This window comes from Streptomyces sp. bgisy159 (assembly GCF_057707805.1).
This window is the reverse complement of the sequence record NZ_JBYIQX010000016.1, coordinates 110,844-128,680: the sequence shown is the minus strand read 5'-3', so window position 1 is coordinate 128,680 and position 17,837 is coordinate 110,844. Positions and strand designations below refer to the sequence as shown.

Genomic DNA, 17,837 nt, shown 5'->3' with positions numbered 1-17,837 from the left:
TCCCACTACCCGCCGGCGGGCAGGTCGGTGCGCGCGGCGGTGCCCAGGTGTACGCCGACCCGCTTGACCAGCAGGGTCATCTCGTAGGCGACCTGGCCGACGTCGGAGTCGGCGTCGGAGAGGACGGCGAGGCAGGAGCCGTCACCGGCGGCGGTCACGAACAGGAAGGCATCGTCGAGTTCGACGACGGTCTGGCGGACGCTGCCCGCCTCGAAGTGGCGTCCCACGCCCTTGGCGAGGCTGTGGAAGCCGGAGGCGACGGCCGCCAGGTGTTCGCTGTCCTCTCTGGTGAGGTCCTTGGACACTCCCGTGGGCAGGCCGTCGCCGGAGAGGACGACGGCTTTGCGGATGCTCGCGACCCGGTCGACGAGCTCGTCGAGGAGCCAGTCCAGCTCGCGTCCCTCGGTCATGGCATGTCCGGTCGCCTTCGGTGCGGTCATCGACCGTCCCCCTTCGTTCCTCGTGGTGCTGTGCCGCTGGGGGCGTCGTCGCCCGCGGCGTTCTCTGCGCGGCCGCGCTGCCAGCCCCGTTGCAGGGAGGCCATCCGGCTGCGGACTTCGTCGGCGTCGCGGTCGGCGAGGTCGGGTCGGTCCCCGTCGCGCGGCGTGGTGCCCTGTTTCAGCTGCGGCGCGAGGCTCGCCTGGCGCACGCGCCGGGGCAGCGCTCCAGGTGCGGAGCCGGTTTCGGGCGCCGGGGTGCGGGGGCCGGCGCCGTCCGCTCCGCTCGGCCCGGCCCCGGCCCCGGCGTCGCGTCGGGTGTCGGGACCGGTCCCGGGGGTGAGCTCACCGCGCTGGTCGGACGCGGTGGTGTGCTGCCGGGCGCGCCGGGGGAGTTCCGGAGGTTCGCCCGGCTGGTCGGAGGCGGCTCCGGGCCCGGCGTGGAGTCGGGGGCGCTCGGTGGGGTGCCCGGGTGTAGCGCTCGCCCGGGGTATCTGGGGGGTGCTGCCCCGGTGGCGTGTCGGCAGGGGCGCCGGGGTGATGTCGTCCGGGCCGCCGGACGAGCCGTCCTCGTCGGGCCGGGAGCGTCTGGCGCGGTCCCCGACAGGGCGTCCGTGGGAGCTGACGAGCTTCGGGGTGTGCCGGCGGGGCAGGGACACGGGCGCCGCGTGCTCGCCGTCGGTGGGTGCCGCCGCGCCCCGATCGTCGGAGCGCCTGCGGTGACGGTCGCCCGCGGAGTCCGGGCGGGCGTCCGGGACGCGCAGGGCGCTGGGCCGCGGGCGGAACAGGGCGCCGTGCTCGCCGTCGTCCTCCAAGTCTTCGGGCAGACCGCCGAGGGCGTCGAGGCGGACGGGGGTGTCGAGGTCGACCGGGGCCTCCAGCTCGACCGGGCCGTCCAGCACGGAGGCGGGGAGCCCGGGTAGACGTACGGGCGCCGGGGAGAGAGCGGAACCACGGCCCTGCGCGGGATCCTGTTCCTTGGGTGCGCGGGGGCGGTCGAGGCGGAAGCCGATGCCGTTGGTGTCGGGGACGTCGTCCGAGAGCAGGGTGTCCGGGATGAACACCACGGCCGTCGTACCGCCGTAGGGCGAGGGCTGCAGGGAGACCCGGACGTTCTGGCGTTGGGCGAGCCGGCTGACCACGAACAGGCCGAGGCGGTCGGTGTCGGACAGCTCGAACTCCGGGGTCTCGGCGAGCCGGAGGTTGGCGTCGAGGAGTGCCTCGGGCGCCATGCCCAGGCCCCGGTCGTGGATCTCCAGCGTGAACCCGTTGGCCACCCGCTCGCCCAGGACCTGCACGGCGGTGTGCGGCGGGGAGAACACCGTGGCGTTCTCCAGGAGTTCGGCGACCAGGTGGGTGACGTCGGCGACGGCCGGGCCGGTGACAGCGACGCGGGGCAGTCGGCGGACCTCGATGCGCTCGTAGTCCTCGACCTCGGCGACGGCCGCCCGGACGATGTCCATGAGCTGGACGGGCTTGCGCCACTGGCGGGAGGGTGCGGCGCCGGAGAGGATCACCAGGCCCTCGGCGTGGCGGCGCATCCGGGTGGTGAGGTGGTCGAGGCGGAAGAGGTCGGCCAGTTCCTCGGTGTCCTGCGTGCGGCGCTCCATGGTGTCCAGGAGCGTGAGCTGCTTGTGGAGGAGGACCTGGCTGCGCCGGGCGAGGTTGACGAAGACCTCGGAGACGCCGGCGCGCAGTTCGGCCTGTTTCACGGCGGCCTCGACGGCGGCGCGTTGCAGGGTGTTGAGGGCCTGGCCGACCTCGCCGATCTCGTTCTTGTCGTACTCCAGGTGGGGCGCCTCGGTCTCGACGTCGACCTGTTCGCCCGCGGACAGGCGGCGCATCACGCCGGGCAGCCGTACGCGGGCCGCCTCGTGGGCCTCCAGGCGCAGTTGGCGCAGGTCCCGGATGAGGCCGCGGCCGATCCGCACGGAGACCAGGAGGGAGAACAGCAGGGCGATCAGGCCGAGGATGCCGACGACGGCGGCCTTCAGGATGACCTCGACGGCGTTGGGACGGACGCGGTCCTGGTAGCGGTCCTGGGCCTGTTCGTCGAGGGTGCCGAGTTCGTCGAGGGCCTTGCCGGCGGCGGTGTCCCAGCTTCGGGCCGTGACACCGCGGGGCATGCCGCCCGGCTCGGTGGCGAGGACTGCCTTCTCGGCTCCGCGCAGCGTGGCCGTGGTGGCGTTGGCCCAGAAGCGTTCGTAGCGTTCGCGCTCCGCGTCGGGCAGTTGGGTGAGGCTGATGTCGTACACCGCCTCCCGCTGGGCCTGGAGGGTGGAGACCGTGCGGATCTCGGTGAGAGTGAGCTTGCCGACGACGAGGGCGGAGCCGAGCAGGGCGTCCTCGCGGGAGAGCAGTTCGCGTGCGCGGGCGGCGCCGACCAGTGCCCGGTACTGCTTGTCCAGTTCCGCGCTGTCGACGGCGTCGAGCCGGGCGAGCAGTTCGTAGCCGGGGTCGACCAGCCGGTTGAAGAGGTCGAAGGCCTGGGCGCGGGTGACGGTTCCCTGTTCGACGCTGTCACGCAGCGAGTCGACTCCGTCGAGGGCGTCCAGCAGGGCGGTGAGGCCGTCGTTGTCGTCCTCGTCCAGGATGTCACCCAGGTCGGGGTCGGCGGCCTCGGCGCGCAGTTCGGCGACGGTGCTGTCGGTGGCGGCGCGGGTGCGGCGCAGGGCGGCGAGCGCGTCGGCGGCCCGGGGGTCGGCGAGGTAGACCAGGGTCTGGCGTCGCTCCTGCTGGATGACGCGGAGGGTGTCCTCGACGGGGTAACCGACCTTCTCCGTCAAGGAGGAGACGGTGAACAGCCTGCTCACCTCGCGTCCGGTGAGCACCGTGGCGAAGCCCCAGACGGCGGCCAGGGACACCAGCGGCACGAGCAGCAGCGCCACGATCTTCCGGCGGATCGACTTCCCGCGAAAGCGCATGGACTCCCCCAGCTCGAACCCCCGTCGCAAGGGGGGCACGCATGTGCGTCAACAAACGCCGCGAGCCTACTACCGCCGCACGGGGAACTCGAAGAGTCGTCCGGAAGGCGAACTTCCGCGGTCGCGTCGGGAGATGGGGAGGTGTCGGGGCATTGGGGGAGATTGTCTTCCGGCTGCCCGTGGCGGGGGCGCCCCGTCGCCGGGGCTTCGGTCGGCGGATTGGCCGGAATTCGTCGGCCGTCGGGAATCTTCCGGGCGTCTCGTTCGTCCTACTCATAGGGAATTGGGGGCGGAATCAGCCACATGAGCCCCGTGCCGTATCCGGGCGGCGTAAAACAGTGCAAGCCGGGCAGCCACCGAGAAGCCGGACATGTAGTCGGAGCGGGCGGTCTGCCGGCGGTGGGGAGTGACACGGTGATGGGCACGGCTGAGCGGCGTGAGGCGCTCGAGAGCGGCACGATGGTGGAAGAGGCGGCACCTCGGGACCCCGCGGCCCGCGATCGCTGCCTTCCGGCAGGTGACCGCGGGGCTGCGACTTCCCGCGAGGCGGCGATCGAGACGGGGGACGGCACGGTGCGAGTAGAGGAACAGGGCGACGAGCCCTCCTCCCGGACGTCCCGCGACGGCCGGGAACGGGGCCCCGGGCGGCCGCTGTGGGTCGAGGAGCCCGCGCGCCACCGGCGGATGCCGGACCCGGTCCGCAACGCCGCCGTCCGCTCGGTACTCCTCGTCGCCGTGACACTGGTGCAGGCGATGGTGGCCCTTCTGTGCACGCTGGCCGGATCCTGGCCGGCCTTCCCCATGGTGATCAGCAGCGTGGCGAGCACGGTGGCGGCGACCTGGGCCGTCCTCGACGTCTGGGTCACGCGTCAGGTGTGGAAGCAGCGCAACGGGGTGGTCTCGACCCCGAGCAGCACAGCTCGCGCCCTGCGGCGGGAGCGGCGCCGGGTCCGACGCCAGGAGCGGGCCGCGGCGCGCGCCCAGGGGCGGATACGCGGGCGGGGTGGCGCAGGGCAGCTGTCGCACCCGTAGCCCTCGGGGCGCACGAGGGAGCGCCAGGCGGTATCGGACAGTTCCTGCCGGGTCGACGGCACGCGGTGGCCGCCCGGGTGGGCGCCGCGACCCTCCGATCCCGCCCCTCGGGGTGACCCCCCGCACCCCGAACCCACTCCGCCGAGACCCCGCCCGCTTCGATAACCTGGCGTTTCGCAGAGCGCATCAGTGAGCGCTGTGCGCAACAGAACCAGGGCGGGGTGACCGTGGACGACTTCCAGCAGAGGCAGAACGGCCGGAGCGCGGCCGGTTCCGTGCAGTCCGTCGACCGGGCGGTCAGCGTGCTGGAGATCCTCGCGCGGCACGGCGAGGCCGGGGTCACCGAGATAGCCGACGAGCTGGACGTGCACAAGTCGACCGCGTTCCGGCTGCTGGGCGTCCTGGAGAACCGCGGCCTGGTCGCGCAGGCCAAGGACCGCGGGAAGTACTACCTGGGGGCCGGGGTGCTGCGCCTGGCGGGGGCGGCGGCGGTGCGGCTGGAGATCTCCCAGGAGGGCGTCCCGGTCTGCCGCGAACTCGCCGACGAACTGGGTGAGACGGTCAACATCGCGGTGGTGGACGACGACGCGGCGGTGAACATCATGCAGGCCCGCGGCACGGCGTCGGTCACCGCTCAGAACTGGCTCGGCCGACGCACCCCGCTGCATGCGACGTCCAGCGGCAAGGTGCTGCTCGCACACATGACACCCACCCTGCGCGAGGGCCTGCTGGCGCGCCCGCTGCCCCGGTTCACCGACCGCACCGTCACCGCCGCGTCCATGCTGCGCGCCGAGTTGGAGGCGGTGGTCGAGCAGGGGTACGGCGCCACCGTGGAGGAGCTGGAGCTGGGGCTGGCGGCGGTCGCCGCACCGGTCCGCGCGCACGACGGCAAGGTGATCGCCGCGCTCAGCGTCTCGGGCCCGGTCTACCGGCTCAGCGCGGACCGGCTGCCGGAGCTGGCCGAGCGGACGGTGGCGGCGGCCGCCGAGTTGTCGCAGCGGATGGGTTTCGGGTTCTGAGGGGTCCGCCAGAGGCCCGGCGGGTCGCTGAGCGGGTCCCCCGCCTCCCGCGGCTTGCCCGCTCCTTCCGCAGCCGCGCCGGACGGGGCGGTCACGCCCGTCCACGGGCCCCGCCGGTTGACGGAGCCCCCAGGATGCTGTTGCTTATTACGCAACCGATCGCGCAGGAAGCGTCGGAGACGGGCCGAAAGTCAGCACGCACATGCCCGACTAATCGGACACTTCAGGCTATATCCGCGATGTTTGGCGTGATGCGCGCCACATTCAGTACTGAAACCCGAATGACCGCACAAGACCGGGGCAGGTGCCCCGTCCCTTGTCCGGTCAACAACCTGACTGGACATGGGGAGCCGGAAAAGAACTCCGGCCCGCACGACAAGGAGCAGCAACCCCATGCCCGAGCAGGACACTTACGACTACGTCGTCATCGGCGGCGGTACCGCCGGATCGGTGATCGCGTCACGGCTCACCGAGGACGAGCAGGTCAGCGTCGCGGTCATCGAAGGCGGACCCTCCGACGTGGACCGCCCCGACGTGCTGACGCTGCGCCGCTGGCTGGGCCTGCTCGGCGGCGACCTCGATTACGACTACCCGACGACCGAGCAGCCGCGCGGCAACTCCCACATCCGGCACAGCCGCGCCCGCGTCCTCGGCGGCTGCTCGTCCCACAACACGCTGATCAGCTTCAAGCCGCTGCCGTCCGACTGGGCGGAGTGGGTCGAGGCCGGCGCCGACGGCTGGGACGCCGCCACGATGGAGCCGTACTACGACCGGCTGCTGAACAACATCGTCGCGGTGGACGAGAAGGACCGGAACGCCATCGCCCGCGACTTCGTCGAGGCGGCCCGTGAGGCGACCGGTGTGCCGCGCGTCGAGGGCTTCAACAAGCAGCCGTTCCACGAGGGCGTCGGCTTCTTCGACCTGGCCTACCACCCCGAGAACAACAAGCGGTCCTCGGCGTCGGTGGCGTACCTGCACCCGTTCCTGGACCGCCCCAACCTCCACCTGATGCTGGAGACCTGGGCGTTCCGCCTGGAGACGGACGGCGACCGGGTGAGCGGCGTGCGGGTGCGCACGGCGGACGGCAGCGAGCGCACCGTCATGGCCGCGCGCGAGGTGATCGTCTGCGCGGGTGCCGTGGACACCCCGCGGTTGCTGCTGCTCTCGGGCATCGGCCCCAAGGAGGACCTGGCCGAACTCGGCATACCCGTCGTACAGGATCTGCCCGGTGTGGGCGAGAACCTGCTCGACCACCCCGAGTCGGTCATCGTGTGGGAGACGCACGGCCCGATCCCGGAGAACTCCGCGATGGACTCCGACGCCGGCCTGTTCGTGCGCCGGGACCCCGCCTCCGAGGGCCCCGACCTGATGTTCCACTTCTACCAGATCCCGTTCACCGACAACCCCGAGCGGCTCGGCTACCAGAAGCCCGCGCACGGGGTGTCGATGACGCCGAACATCCCCAAGCCCCGCAGCCGGGGCCGGCTCTACCTGACCAGCGCCGACCCGTCCGCGAAGCCGGCGCTCGACTTCCGCTACTTCACTGACGAGGACGACTACGACGGCCGCACCCTCGTCGACGGCATCCGCATCGCCCGCGAGATCGCGAAGACGCAGCCGCTGGCCGGCTGGCTCAAGCGCGAGGTGTGCCCCGGTCCCGACGTGACGAGCGACGAGGAGCTGAGCGAGTACGCCCGCAAGGTGGCGCACACCGTGTACCACCCGGCGGGCACCTGCCGGATCGGCGCCGCCGACGATCCGCTGGCCGTCGTCGACCCCGAGCTGCGTGTGCGAGGCCTGCGCGGCGTCCGGGTCGCGGACGCCTCCGTGTTCCCCACCATCCCCGCCGTCAATCCGATGATCGGCGTCCTCATGGTCGGCGAGAAGTGCGCCGACCTGCTCACTCGGCCGACGCACCCGGGAGTCGATGCCTGATGTCCAGTCCACTGTCCAAGGAAACCGCCCCGCGGCAGGCGCCCGCGACCGCCGAGGCGCCGCCCGTCTTCTCCGTACGCAACCTCTGGAAGGTCTTCGGCCCCAAGGCCGAGCGTGTGCCCGGCAGCGAGCTGGCCGACCTGCCCCCCGACGAGCTGCGCCGCCGCACCGGCTGCACCGTCGCCGTGCGCGACGTCTCCTTCGACGTACGCAAGGGCGAGGTCTTCGTCGTCATGGGCCTGTCCGGCTCCGGCAAGTCGACCCTGGTGCGCTGTCTGACCCGGCTGATCGAGCCGACCTCCGGCGCACTGGAGATCGACGGCGAGGACGTGCTGGCGATGGACAGGAACCGGCTGCGTGAACTGCGCCGGCACCGGGCCGCCATGGTCTTCCAGCACTTCGGCCTGCTGCCGCACCGCACGGTTCTCGACAACGTGGCGTACGGCCTGGAGATCCAGGGCCTGGGCAAGCTGGAGCGGCGCGCGCTGGCCATGAAGGTCGTCGCCAAGGTCGGTCTGGAGGGGATGGAACACCGGCGTCCCGCCCAGCTCTCCGGCGGTCAGCAGCAGCGCGTCGGACTGGCCCGTGCGCTCGCCGTGGACCCCGAAGTCCTGCTGTTCGACGAGCCGTTCAGCGCGCTCGACCCGCTGATCCGGCGCGACATGCAGGAGGAGGTGATCCGGCTGCACCGCGAGGAGGGCCGCACGATGGTCTTCATCACGCACGACCTGCAGGAGGCGCTGCGGCTCGGTGACCGCATCGCCCTGATGCGCGACGGTGAGATCGTCCAGTGCGGCACGCCGGAGGAGATCGTCGCCTCCCCCGCCGACGACTATGTGCGCGACTTCGTGCGCGACGTGCCCCGCGAGCAGGTCATCACGGTGCGCACCGCGATGCGTCCGGGAGACTGCGGCGGCAACGAACACCCCGGCGCGCTCGCTCCCGACACGGTCGTAGCGTCGGCGATCGAGACCGTGGCCCGCAGCGGCAGCGCCGCGTGTGTGGTGGAGGACGACCGCTGTCTCGGTGTCGTCGACCACGCCAACCTGCTGTCCGTCGTCGCAGGACTGGATCCCGAGCCGGCGGGGGTGAGATGACGATGAGCACCCTCGTACCGGAGAAGCAGGCCTCCGCACGCGGCGAGGCCTCGTCCGACGGCGCCCGGAGCGTCGCCACCCGATCGCTGCTGCGGCGCCGGCTCGCGGTGCTGCCCCCGGTCGGGCGGCGGCTGCTGGGCCTGGCGGTCGTCGCCGTCGTCCTGGTGCCGTTCGCGGCCGTGCTGTGGGGCAGCGGCTCGTGGCCGGGCGCCTTCGGCATCGACGTGTCCGGACCGCTGGACGACCTCAGCCAGTGGATCGTCGACAACCGGGACACCAGCCCGGTCTTCCTGTACTTCCTGCTGCACATCAGCAACACCACCGTCGAGGCCGTCGACGGCGTGTACTCCGCGCTGGACGCCCTCGGCTGGCCCGGTGTCACCGCGGCGGCCGTACTGCTGGCGTGGTGCGCCGCGGGCGCCGGCCGGGCCGGGGTGAAGGTGGCCGCCATCGCGCTCGGCGCCTTCGCCGGCTGCGGGCTGCTCGGCATGTGGGATCCGGCGATGATGACGCTGGCCCTGATGATCGTCGCGGTCGCCGTCTCCGCGGTGGTCGGCTTCCTGCTGGGCCTGGCGGCGGGCCTGTTCCCCCGGGTGGACCGGGCGCTGCGGCCCGTGCTGGACACCATGCAGGTGCTGCCGGCGTTCGCCTACCTGCTGCCGTTCGTGCTGGTCTTCGGCACCGGATCGCCCGCCGCGCTGCTGGCCACCGTCATCTACGCGGCCCCGCCGATGGCCCGGCTCACCTCGCTCGGACTGCGCGGCGCGGACCCGTACGTACTGGAGGCGTCGCTCTCCCTGGGCGCCGACTCCCGGCAGCAGTTGCTGAAGGCCCGGCTGCCGCTGGCGCGCAAGGAGCTGCTGCTCGGCCTGAACCAGACCATCATGATGGCGCTGTCCATGGTCGTCATCGCCTCGGTGATCGGCGCCGGCGGTCTCGGCGACGAGGTGTACTCGGCGCTGGCGACGGTCGACGTGGGCGCGGCGCTCGCCGCGGGCATCCCGATCGTGCTGATCGCCGTGTGGCTGGACCGCACGACGGAGGCCGCGGGCGAGCGGATCGGCGCGCCGGTCACGGCCGGACCGCGGCTGCTGCGCGGCGGGCCGGCCTGGGCGCTGGCCGCCGTGGGCACGGTCGTCGCGTTCGCCGCGGGCAAGGCCACGGGTGCGGCGCGCTGGCCCGAGGGCTGGACGCTGGACATCACCGGCTCCGTCAACTCATTCCAGGAGTGGACGGTCCACAACCTGCACTCCGGTGTGCCCGTGCTGGGCGGCACCAAGGTGTGGGCGTCGAACCTCACCTCCTGGATCCTCAACCCCTTGCGCGGCGCGTTGCAGGGTGCTCCCTGGTGGTCGCTGCTGCTGCTCGTCGCCGCCTTCGCCCTGCTGGTCGGCACCTGGCGGGCCGCGCTGGGCGCGACGGCCGCACTCGCCGTCACCGGGGTGCTGGGCGTGTGGCCCGAGACCCTGGACACGCTGTCGCAGGTACTGGCCGCCCTTGCGCTGACGCTGCTGCTGGGTGTCACCATCGGTGTGCTGGCGGCCCGGGCCGGCTGGCTGGAGCGGGCGCTGCGGCCCGTCCTCGACGTCCTGCAGACCATGCCGCAGTTCGTCTACCTCATCCCGGTCGTCGCCCTGTTCGGGGTGGGCCGCGCGGCCGCCATCACCGCGGCCGTCGCCTACGCCCTGCCCGCCGTGGTCCGCATCACCACGCAGGGCGTGAAGCAGACCGACCAGGCCGCGCTGGAGGCGGCCCGCTCGCTCGGCGCGACCGGCGCGCAGCAGCTGCGCCAGGTGCAGCTGCCGCTGGCCCGGCCCGCGCTGCTGCTGGCCGTCAACCAGGGCGTGGTGCTGGTCCTCGCCGTCGTCATCGTCGGCGGACTCGTCGGCGGCGGCGCGCTCGGCTACGACGTGGTGTACGGCCTGTCCCGCGGCGACCTGGGTGTCGGCCTGGTCGCGGGTGCCGCGATCGTCTGCCTCGGCCTGGTCCTGGACCGCGTCACGCAGCCGGCCGCGTCCCGGGACACCACCGACCGCTGAACCCCCGTCCCCCGTTCGTCCCCTTGTTTTACTCGGAAAGTTAGGAAATACCCCATGCGTCCCACCTCCATCAGAAACCGCCGTGTCCTGCGCACCTCGCTCGCCGTCGTCGCCGGTCTGACGCTGACCGCCGTGGCCGGCTGCGGGGCCGCCGACACCGGCAAGTCCACCAGCGCCGGCAGCACCGACACCCTCACCCTCACCGTCCCGTCCTGGGTGGGCGCCGAGGCCAACACGGCCGTCGCCAAGTACGTCCTGGAGTCGGAGCTCGGCTACACCGTCAAGACCAAGCAGATGGGCGAGGTCATCGCCTGGGACGCGCTGGGCAAGGGCACCATCGACGCCATCCTGGAGGACTGGGGCCACCCCGAGCAGGAGAAGCAGTACGTCGAGAAGCAGAAGTCCGTGGTCTCCGCGGGCGACCTCGGCGTCACCGGGCACATCGGCTGGTTCGTCCCCAAGTACTGGGCGGACGCCCACCCGGACGTGACGGACTACAAGAACCTCAACAAGTACGCCTCCCAGCTCAAGACGTCGGAGAGCGGCGGCAAGGGCCAACTCCTGGAGGGCTCGCCGGACTACGTCACCAACGACGACGCCATCATCAAGAACCTGGGCCTGGACCTGAAGACGGTCTACGCCGGTTCCGAGGCCGCGCAGATCACCCAGATCAAGCAGGACTACCAGGCCAAGAAGCCGTTCCTCACCTACTGGTGGACCCCGCAGTGGCTGAACGCCGAGGTGGACCTGGTCGAGGTCAAGCTGCCCGCGTACAAGGAGGGTTGCGACGCCGACCCGAAGAAGGTCGCCTGCGCCTACCCGCAGACCCCGCTGCAGAAGTACCTCAACGCGGACTTCGCCAAGGACGGCGGGAAGGCCGCCGAGTTCCTCAAGAAGTTCAAGTGGACGGCCGACCAGCAGAACGAGGTCGCCAAGATGATCGCGCAGGACAAGATGTCCGCGGACGCGGCGGCCAAGAAGTGGGTCGAGGCCAACCCCGACGTCGTCAAGTCCTGGCTGGCCTGAGCCGCCGGCCCCAGCAGCACCACTCACGCACCACAGGAAGGAACGGCACATGCCGGACCTGTTCATCGGCGGCTCCTGGACCGCCCCGCGCGACGGGCGGACCCGGGAGATCCGCTGTCCGGCCGACGGCAGCCTGGTCGCCGTCGTCGACGAGGCCGGCGGCAAGGACACCGTCGAGGCGATCGCCGCCGCCCGGCACGCCTTCGACCACGGCCCCTGGCCGCACGCCTCCGCCGCCGAGCGCGGCGACCTGCTGCTGCGGGTCGCCGACCTGATGGCCCGGGACCGGGCGGCGCTGGCCCGAGCCGAGTCCCTGGACACCGGCAAGCGCCTGGTGGAGAGCGAGTACGACGTCCACGACGTCATCGCCTGCTTCCGCTACTTCGGGCGGCTGGTGGCCACCGAGGCCGGCCGGGTGATCGACACCGGGGTGGCGAACGCGGACAGCCGGGTGGTGCACGAGCCGGTCGGGGTCTGCGGGCTGATCACGCCGTGGAACTACCCGCTGCTGCAGACGGCCTGGAAGGTGGCGCCCGCGCTGGGCGCGGGCAACACGTTCGTACTGAAGCCGAGCGAGCTGACCCCGCACACCGCGCTGCATCTGATGCGGCTGCTGGAGGAGGCCGGGCTGCCTGCGGGCGTGGCCAACCTCGTGCTGGGCGCGGGCCCGGAGGTGGGCGCACCGCTCGGCGACCATCCGGACGTCGACCTGGTGTCCTTCACCGGCGGGCTGCAGACCGGCCGTCACCTGATGGCCGCCGCGGCCGGGACGGTGAAGAAGGTCGCGCTGGAACTCGGCGGCAAGAACCCCAACGTGGTGTTCGCCGACGCCGACTTCGACACCGCCGTCGACATGGCGCTGACCGCGGTGTTCCTGCACTCCGGTCAGGTCTGCTCGGCCGGTGCGCGGCTGCTGGTCGAGGATTCGCTGCACGACCGGTTCGTCGACGAGGTGGTGCGCCGCGCCGAACAGATCCGTCTCGGCGGGCCGTTCGACGAGCGGGCGCAGACCGGGCCGCTGATCTCCGCCGCGCACCGCGACAAGGTCGAGGCGTACGTCGCCCGGGGTGTCGCGGAGGGCGCGGTGCTGCGGTGCGGCGGCGCCCGCCCGAGCGGTGACGCCTACGAGCAGGGCTTCTACTACCTGCCGACCGTCCTGGACGAGTGCTCCAGCGGCATGTCGGTCGTCCAGGAGGAGTCCTTCGGACCGGTGCTGACGGTGGAGCGGTTCACCGGCGAGGACGAGGCCGTACGGCTCGCCAACGACACCATCTACGGTCTGGCGGGCGCGGTGTTCACCGGTGACGAGGCGAAGGCGCACCGCGTCGCGGCCCGGCTGCGGCTCGGCACGGTGTGGATCAACGACTACCACCCGTACGTCCCGCAGGCGGAGTGGGGCGGCGTCAAGCAGTCCGGCACCGGGCGGGAGCTGGGACCGGCCGGTCTCGCGGAGTACCGCGAGACCAAGCACATCTGGCGCAACACCAGCCCCGCCCCGCAGGGCTGGTTCGACTGACGCGTCGCTGAGGCGCGGCGGGCTCACGCCTCCCGCGGCGCGGGTCTCTTGTACATCCGCGTCGCCGTGATCTCGCTGTGCACGGCTTCTCCGGCCGGGGCCTGCTGCGGCAGCCCCGGCCGGAGGTGTTCCTCCACGCTGATGTACTTCAGGCCCGCCCTGAGGTCGGCGTCGTTGCGCAACCGGATGACCAGCGGGAACTCCGCCAGGGCGGTGGTGTCGAACAGGCCGGTGGTGTACAGCAGCTGGACGCCCAGCGCGTCGGACACGGCCCGCTGCAGTTCCAGCAGGTACGTGGCGTTGGCCCTGCCGATCGGGTTGTCGAGGAACAGCGTGCCGGCGTGGCGGTGCTTGTCGCGGCCCCGGTCGTTGGAGCGCAGCGCGGCCATCGTGCAGTACAGGGCGATGGCCGCGGTGAGCAGCTGGCCGCCGGAGAACACATCGCCCATCTGGCCCACGGGCACCCGCTCGGCGCGCAGCACCGCGTCCGGCTTGAGGATCTCCACGGCGACGCCCTTGGGCTGCAGCGCGGCCGCGACCCCGCGCAGCAGCAGGGACATGCCGTCGCGGCGCAGGTCGGAGTTCTTCTTCACGGCCGCGCGGGTCGCCTCGTCGATGACCTCGCCGAGCCGTTCGGTGAGGGTGGCCTGGTCGGGCTCCTCGAAGCGGATGCGCAGGAACTCCTGCCCGGACCACTCCCCCAGTCCCTCGGGCAGCCGGGACAGCCGCTGTGCGGAACGCAGGGTGGCCAGCGCCGACTCCACCAGTCCGCGCAGCCGGTCGACGATCGAGTCGCGGTTGCGCTCCAGCTGCGCCAGCTCGTCGGTGAGGACCCGCAGGCGCGGTGCGAAGGCGTCGGCCCACTTCTGGGCGTGCTCGGGCAGCGCGGAGGCGGGCAGCTCGCGGATCTGCTGGCGCGCGGGTGTGCGGACCTGCTCGTAGCGCGTGGAGTTGGCGTGCCGGACGAGAACGTCACTCGCCTCCCGTACGGCGGCTTCGGCGGCGGACAGGTCGGCGGCGCAGCCGCGCAGCGAGCGGCGGGTCTCGGCGGCGGCCCTGCGGGCCTCCTCCAGAGTGCCCGGGTAGGGCTCCGGCTCCTCCTGGCCGTCCTCGGGCGTGTGCTCGCGCAGCAGGTCGCGGAGCATCGCCGCGACCTCGTCGAAGCCGCCGGCCGCGTCCTCGGCGGCCCGGTGGGCGTCCAGCAGCTCGGCATGCGCCTCCCGGGCCTGGGCCAACGCTTCGGTGCGGGAGGACAGTTCGGCGGTGGCGGTGCGCAGCAGCGCCTGGGCGTGCTCGGCGTCGCGCGGCTGCAGCTCCTCGGGCAGCTCGGTGTGCGCCTCGCCGTCCTCGGGCGCGTGCCGTTCGGCTTCGCCGCGCAGCCGTCCGAGCTGCTCGCTCGCGGTGGACATCCGGGTCTCCAGGAGCTGCACCAGCTCCTCCGCGCGCGCGGCGGCGGCCTGCCGGGACGGTCCGTCCGATCCGTCGGGCGACTGGAGCAGCTGCTCGGCGCGCGTGCGGACCTTGTTGCTGAGCCGGTCCAGTTCGGCACGGGCCGCGCTCTCGTCGCTCTCCGCGCGGGCCTGCTCGGCGCGCAGGTCGGCGCCGACGCCGACCTTCTCGTACACCTGGGAGGCAGCGCGGTAGGCCTCGCGCAGCGCGGGCAGGGACGCCTCCGGCGCGTCATCGCTCACCGGTACGTCGTCGGGGGCGCCGGCGATCTCGGTGCGCTCGGCGCGCAGCGCACGCGCGGTGCGGCGGGCGTCGTCGGCGGCACGCTGGGCGGCGCGGCGGTCCTCGTCGGCGGAGCGGGCCCGCTCCAGGTACGCCTGGGCGCGGGCCTCCGACTCTGCTGCCTCGTCGGCGAGTTCCCGGAGCCGGGCCTGCCAGCCGGCGCGTTCGCGCAACCGGAAGGCGAGTCCCGCGAGGGCGTCGGCGGCACGCCGGGCCTTCTGCGCGGCCTCCTGGCGCTCGTCGCGGACCTGGGCGGCCTCGGCGGCGGCCTCCTCGGCCTCCGCGCGCACGGTCCGTGCCTCGGCCAGTTCGGCCTCGGCCTCCTCGGCGAAGGCCCCGGCCTCCTCGGCGGCCTGGGCCAGCTCGGCCAGCCGGCCGGTGGGGCAGCCGGTGCGCCAGGAGGCGAGCCGGGCGGCCAGCTCGCGGTCCTTGCCGAGGCGCGCGGCGAGCCGGCGGATCTCCTCGTCGCGTGCCGTGGCCCTGGCGCGCAGCGCCTGCCGCTCCTCGTCGGCGGCGTGCTCGTCGTGCATGGCGGGGTTCGGCGGGACGAGGAACACCTCGGCGTCGCCGTCGTCGGACAGCGGCGCCGGGGTGGGGGCGAGCAGGGCGGCGGCCGTGCCGACCGCGACGGCCGAGCGCGGCAGGAGGGCGGCGTCACCGAGCGCGGCACGCGCGCGTGCGTGCGAGTCCGGGTCGGTGATGATCACGCCGTCGACCAGTTCCGGCCGGGCGGCGAGCACCCGGGCGTGGTCGGCGGGGTCGACGGCCTGGGCGAGGTAGCGCCAGCCGGGCAGGGCGGGGATGCCGTGCTCGCCGAGGAACTCGACGGTGGCCAGGACGTCGGGGCCCGGCGGCAGCAGGCCGCCGTCGCCGAGGGCGCCGAGGATGCGGGCGTCGTCGGCGGCGGCGGTGCGCAGCTCGAACAGCTGGCGTTCGGCGCCGGAGACGGCCTCGTCGAGGAGTTCGCGCAGTTCAGCGGCGCAGCGGTCCAGGTCCTCGGGGGTGAGGGCGCCGACGGGGGCGGTGGGGACCGGGCCCCCGGTCCGCCCACGGGCGCCGCTCGGGCCGGCATCGCCGCTCCGGCTGTCGGTGGCCGCTCCGACGGGTGCCTGTCCGTCGGTGGCCTGTGCTTCGGACGCCGGCCGGGGTGCGGGCACACTCGACCGCTCCGCGTCCGAGGTGCCCGGGAGGCTGAGGAGTTCCGCCAGGCGCTCCTCGGCCGCGAGCGCCTCGGCGGTGCGGCGTTCGCCCTCGTGGGCCCGGCGGGCGGCGGTGGCCGCGTCGGCGGCGCGGGCGGCGGTCAGTTCGGCGCGGGACTCGGCGGAGGCCGCCTCGCGGGCGTGCTCGCCGGCCCGGCGGGACGCCTCGCGTGCGGTGTCCCAGGCGGCGACCGCGGTCTTCTCGGCGTCGCTGGCGGCGAGGGCGGCCCGGGCGGGGTCGGCGTCGGGGGCGCTGTCGTCGAGCCAGCCCGCGCGGACCGCCTCCGCGGTCTCCTGCTCGACCTCGGCGAGCCGCTGGCGCAGATGCCCGATCTCGCTGCGGGCCCGCTGCGCCTCGGTGGCGGCGGCGGTGGCGTCCCGGTGGGCGGTCTCGCCGGCCTCCTGCAGGGCGGCGGAGCGCTCCTCCTCCTCGTTGGCGAGGTGTTCGGCGCTCTCGGCGGCCGACTGCAGGACGCGCACCAGGTCGGTGGCGGCCTTGGCGCGGGCCGCGAGGGCCGGGGCCGCGTCCCGTTCGGCCTCCTGGATCGCGGCGGCCACGCGTGCGACCCGGTCGGCGGCGGCGCGGTGGCGCAGCACGGCCTCGGCGGCCTGCCAGGCGGCGTGCAGGGTGCGCGCGTCGGCGAGTTCGCGCTTCTGCGCGGCGGCCGCCTTCTCGGCGGCGGCGAGCGCCAGCGAGGCGTGCCGGAAGGCGAGTTCGGCGGCGATCAGGGCGCTGCGCTCGCGGCCGCCCTCGGAGTGGGTGACGGCGTACGCGGCGGCGGTGACGCGCTGGGCGAGGTCGCCGGCACGGGCCCGTTCCCGCACGGCGCGTGCGGAGAGGCGGCGGGCCAGGGTGCGGGTGCGGCGCTCGGCCCCGGCGTGGACGTCACGCGCGCGTGCGCGGGCGTCGGCGGCCTCGACGATCCGCCCCAGCAGGTCCACCGATCCGGCGGTGAAGTCCCGTTCGGCGATGAGTTCGGCGCGCCGCCCGAGCTTGTTGCCGAAGCCGCTGACGAGGTCGGCGAGGCCGTCGGTGTCACGGGTGTCGGTGACCGCGCGGAGCAGCAGGTCGGTGAAGTCGGAGTCCTTCTTGACCGCGAAGAGGCCGGCCGCCTCGCCCTCGTCGGCGTTCATCTCCCGCTGGTAGCGGAAGAGTTCGGGGTCGAGGCCGAGTTCGCCGAGGTGCTCGGTCCAGCGCTCGTGGGTCTCCTCCCAGTGCACCTCCAGGTGCGGGTACGCCTTGCCGGCGTCGGTGAGGGCGTCCCGGAAGCCCTTCATGGTGCGGCGGCGGCCCTGGGCCCCGGAGGCTCCCTCGACGGGCGGCCGGACGGCAGTGGACTCGGCGACGGGCAGGTTGTCCAGGGTGAGACCGGGGCCGGGGCGGAAGGAGTACCAGGCCTCGGCGAACTTCCGCGGGTCGTTGGACACCTGACGGCCGCGCCACTCGCTGACCTTGCCGACGACGACGCACTCGCCGGTCTGCACGTGCTGCCACTCCAGGGCGACGTGCCCGCAGTCGTCGGCGAGCAGGAACTTGCGCAGCACACCGGAGCTGGCGCCGCCGAGGGTGTTGCGGTGGCCGGGCAGCATGACGGAGAAGATCAGCTTCAGCAGGACCGACTTGCCGCCGCCGTTCTCCAGGAAGAGCACGCCGGCGGGGGCGGGCCGGCGCGGCGGGCCGACCGGCTCGTCCTCGAAGAACTCCGCCTGGGTGGGGGCGGGGTCGCGCACGACGGCGCCGACGCCGCGCAGGTCAAGCACGGTGTCGGCGTAGCGTGCACCGGCGGGTCCGATGGAGTAGAGGCGGACCCGGGACAGCTCGTACATGGCGGACTCTCGTAAGTCTTCGGAAGGGTGCGGTGGTTCGGGAGCGGCGGCGGAC

General features: G+C 73.4%; 10 protein-coding genes. 7 read left to right on the top strand and 3 right to left on the bottom strand.

Going from position 1 to position 17,837, the window contains the following annotated elements:
• Window positions 1–5: 5 nt before the first annotated feature.
• Window positions 6–440 (bottom strand): roadblock/LC7 domain-containing protein, encoded by a 435-nt coding sequence (locus AC3ET3_RS18090; RefSeq protein WP_432137601.1) that lies wholly within the window; start codon window positions 438–440, stop codon window positions 6–8.
• Window positions 437–3,361, bottom strand: coding sequence for a sensor histidine kinase (locus tag AC3ET3_RS18085; RefSeq protein ID WP_432157158.1), 2,925 nt, complete (start codon window positions 3,359–3,361; stop codon window positions 437–439). The genes AC3ET3_RS18090 and AC3ET3_RS18085 overlap by 4 nt, the downstream gene beginning before the upstream one ends.
• A gap of 417 nt (window positions 3,362–3,778) precedes the next feature.
• Between AC3ET3_RS18085 and AC3ET3_RS18080 the strand changes: the two genes are divergently transcribed.
• The 7 genes from AC3ET3_RS18080 to AC3ET3_RS18050 all read left to right on the top strand — a co-directional run bounded on the left by AC3ET3_RS18080 (window position 3,779) and on the right by AC3ET3_RS18050 (window position 13,025).
• Entirely contained in the window at window positions 3,779–4,393 is a 615-nt protein-coding gene (locus tag AC3ET3_RS18080) for a hypothetical protein (protein WP_432157159.1), read from the top strand.
• Between the two features lie 275 nt (window positions 4,394–4,668).
• On the top strand, window positions 4,669–5,412 hold the full coding sequence (locus tag AC3ET3_RS18075) for an IclR family transcriptional regulator (RefSeq protein ID WP_432137617.1): 744 nt from the start codon (window positions 4,669–4,671) through the stop codon (window positions 5,410–5,412).
• A 393-nt stretch (window positions 5,413–5,805) separates the two neighbouring features.
• Complete coding sequence (locus tag AC3ET3_RS18070) at window positions 5,806–7,347, top strand: GMC family oxidoreductase (RefSeq protein WP_432137598.1); 1,542 nt, start codon at window positions 5,806–5,808, stop codon at window positions 7,345–7,347.
• Window positions 7,347–8,444, top strand: coding sequence for a quaternary amine ABC transporter ATP-binding protein (locus AC3ET3_RS18065; RefSeq protein WP_432137597.1), 1,098 nt, complete (start codon window positions 7,347–7,349; stop codon window positions 8,442–8,444). The genes AC3ET3_RS18070 and AC3ET3_RS18065 overlap by 1 nt, the downstream gene beginning before the upstream one ends.
• Window positions 8,445–8,446: 2 nt before the next feature.
• Window positions 8,447–10,483 (top strand): ABC transporter permease subunit, encoded by a 2,037-nt coding sequence (locus AC3ET3_RS18060; RefSeq protein WP_432137596.1) that lies wholly within the window; start codon window positions 8,447–8,449, stop codon window positions 10,481–10,483.
• Between the two features lie 54 nt (window positions 10,484–10,537).
• A complete protein-coding gene (locus AC3ET3_RS18055; RefSeq protein WP_432137595.1) occupies window positions 10,538–11,509 on the top strand; it encodes an ABC transporter substrate-binding protein in 972 nt (323 codons plus the stop codon).
• Window positions 11,510–11,558: 49 nt separating this feature from the next.
• Window positions 11,559–13,025, top strand: a complete 1,467-nt coding sequence (locus tag AC3ET3_RS18050; protein WP_432137594.1) for an aldehyde dehydrogenase family protein — start codon at window positions 11,559–11,561, stop codon at window positions 13,023–13,025.
• A 23-nt stretch (window positions 13,026–13,048) separates the two neighbouring features.
• Here AC3ET3_RS18050 and AC3ET3_RS18045 read toward each other — a convergent pair whose 3' ends face one another.
• Window positions 13,049–17,782, bottom strand: a complete 4,734-nt coding sequence (locus tag AC3ET3_RS18045; RefSeq protein ID WP_435612464.1) for a hypothetical protein — start codon at window positions 17,780–17,782, stop codon at window positions 13,049–13,051.
• Window positions 17,783–17,837 lie beyond the last annotated feature (55 nt).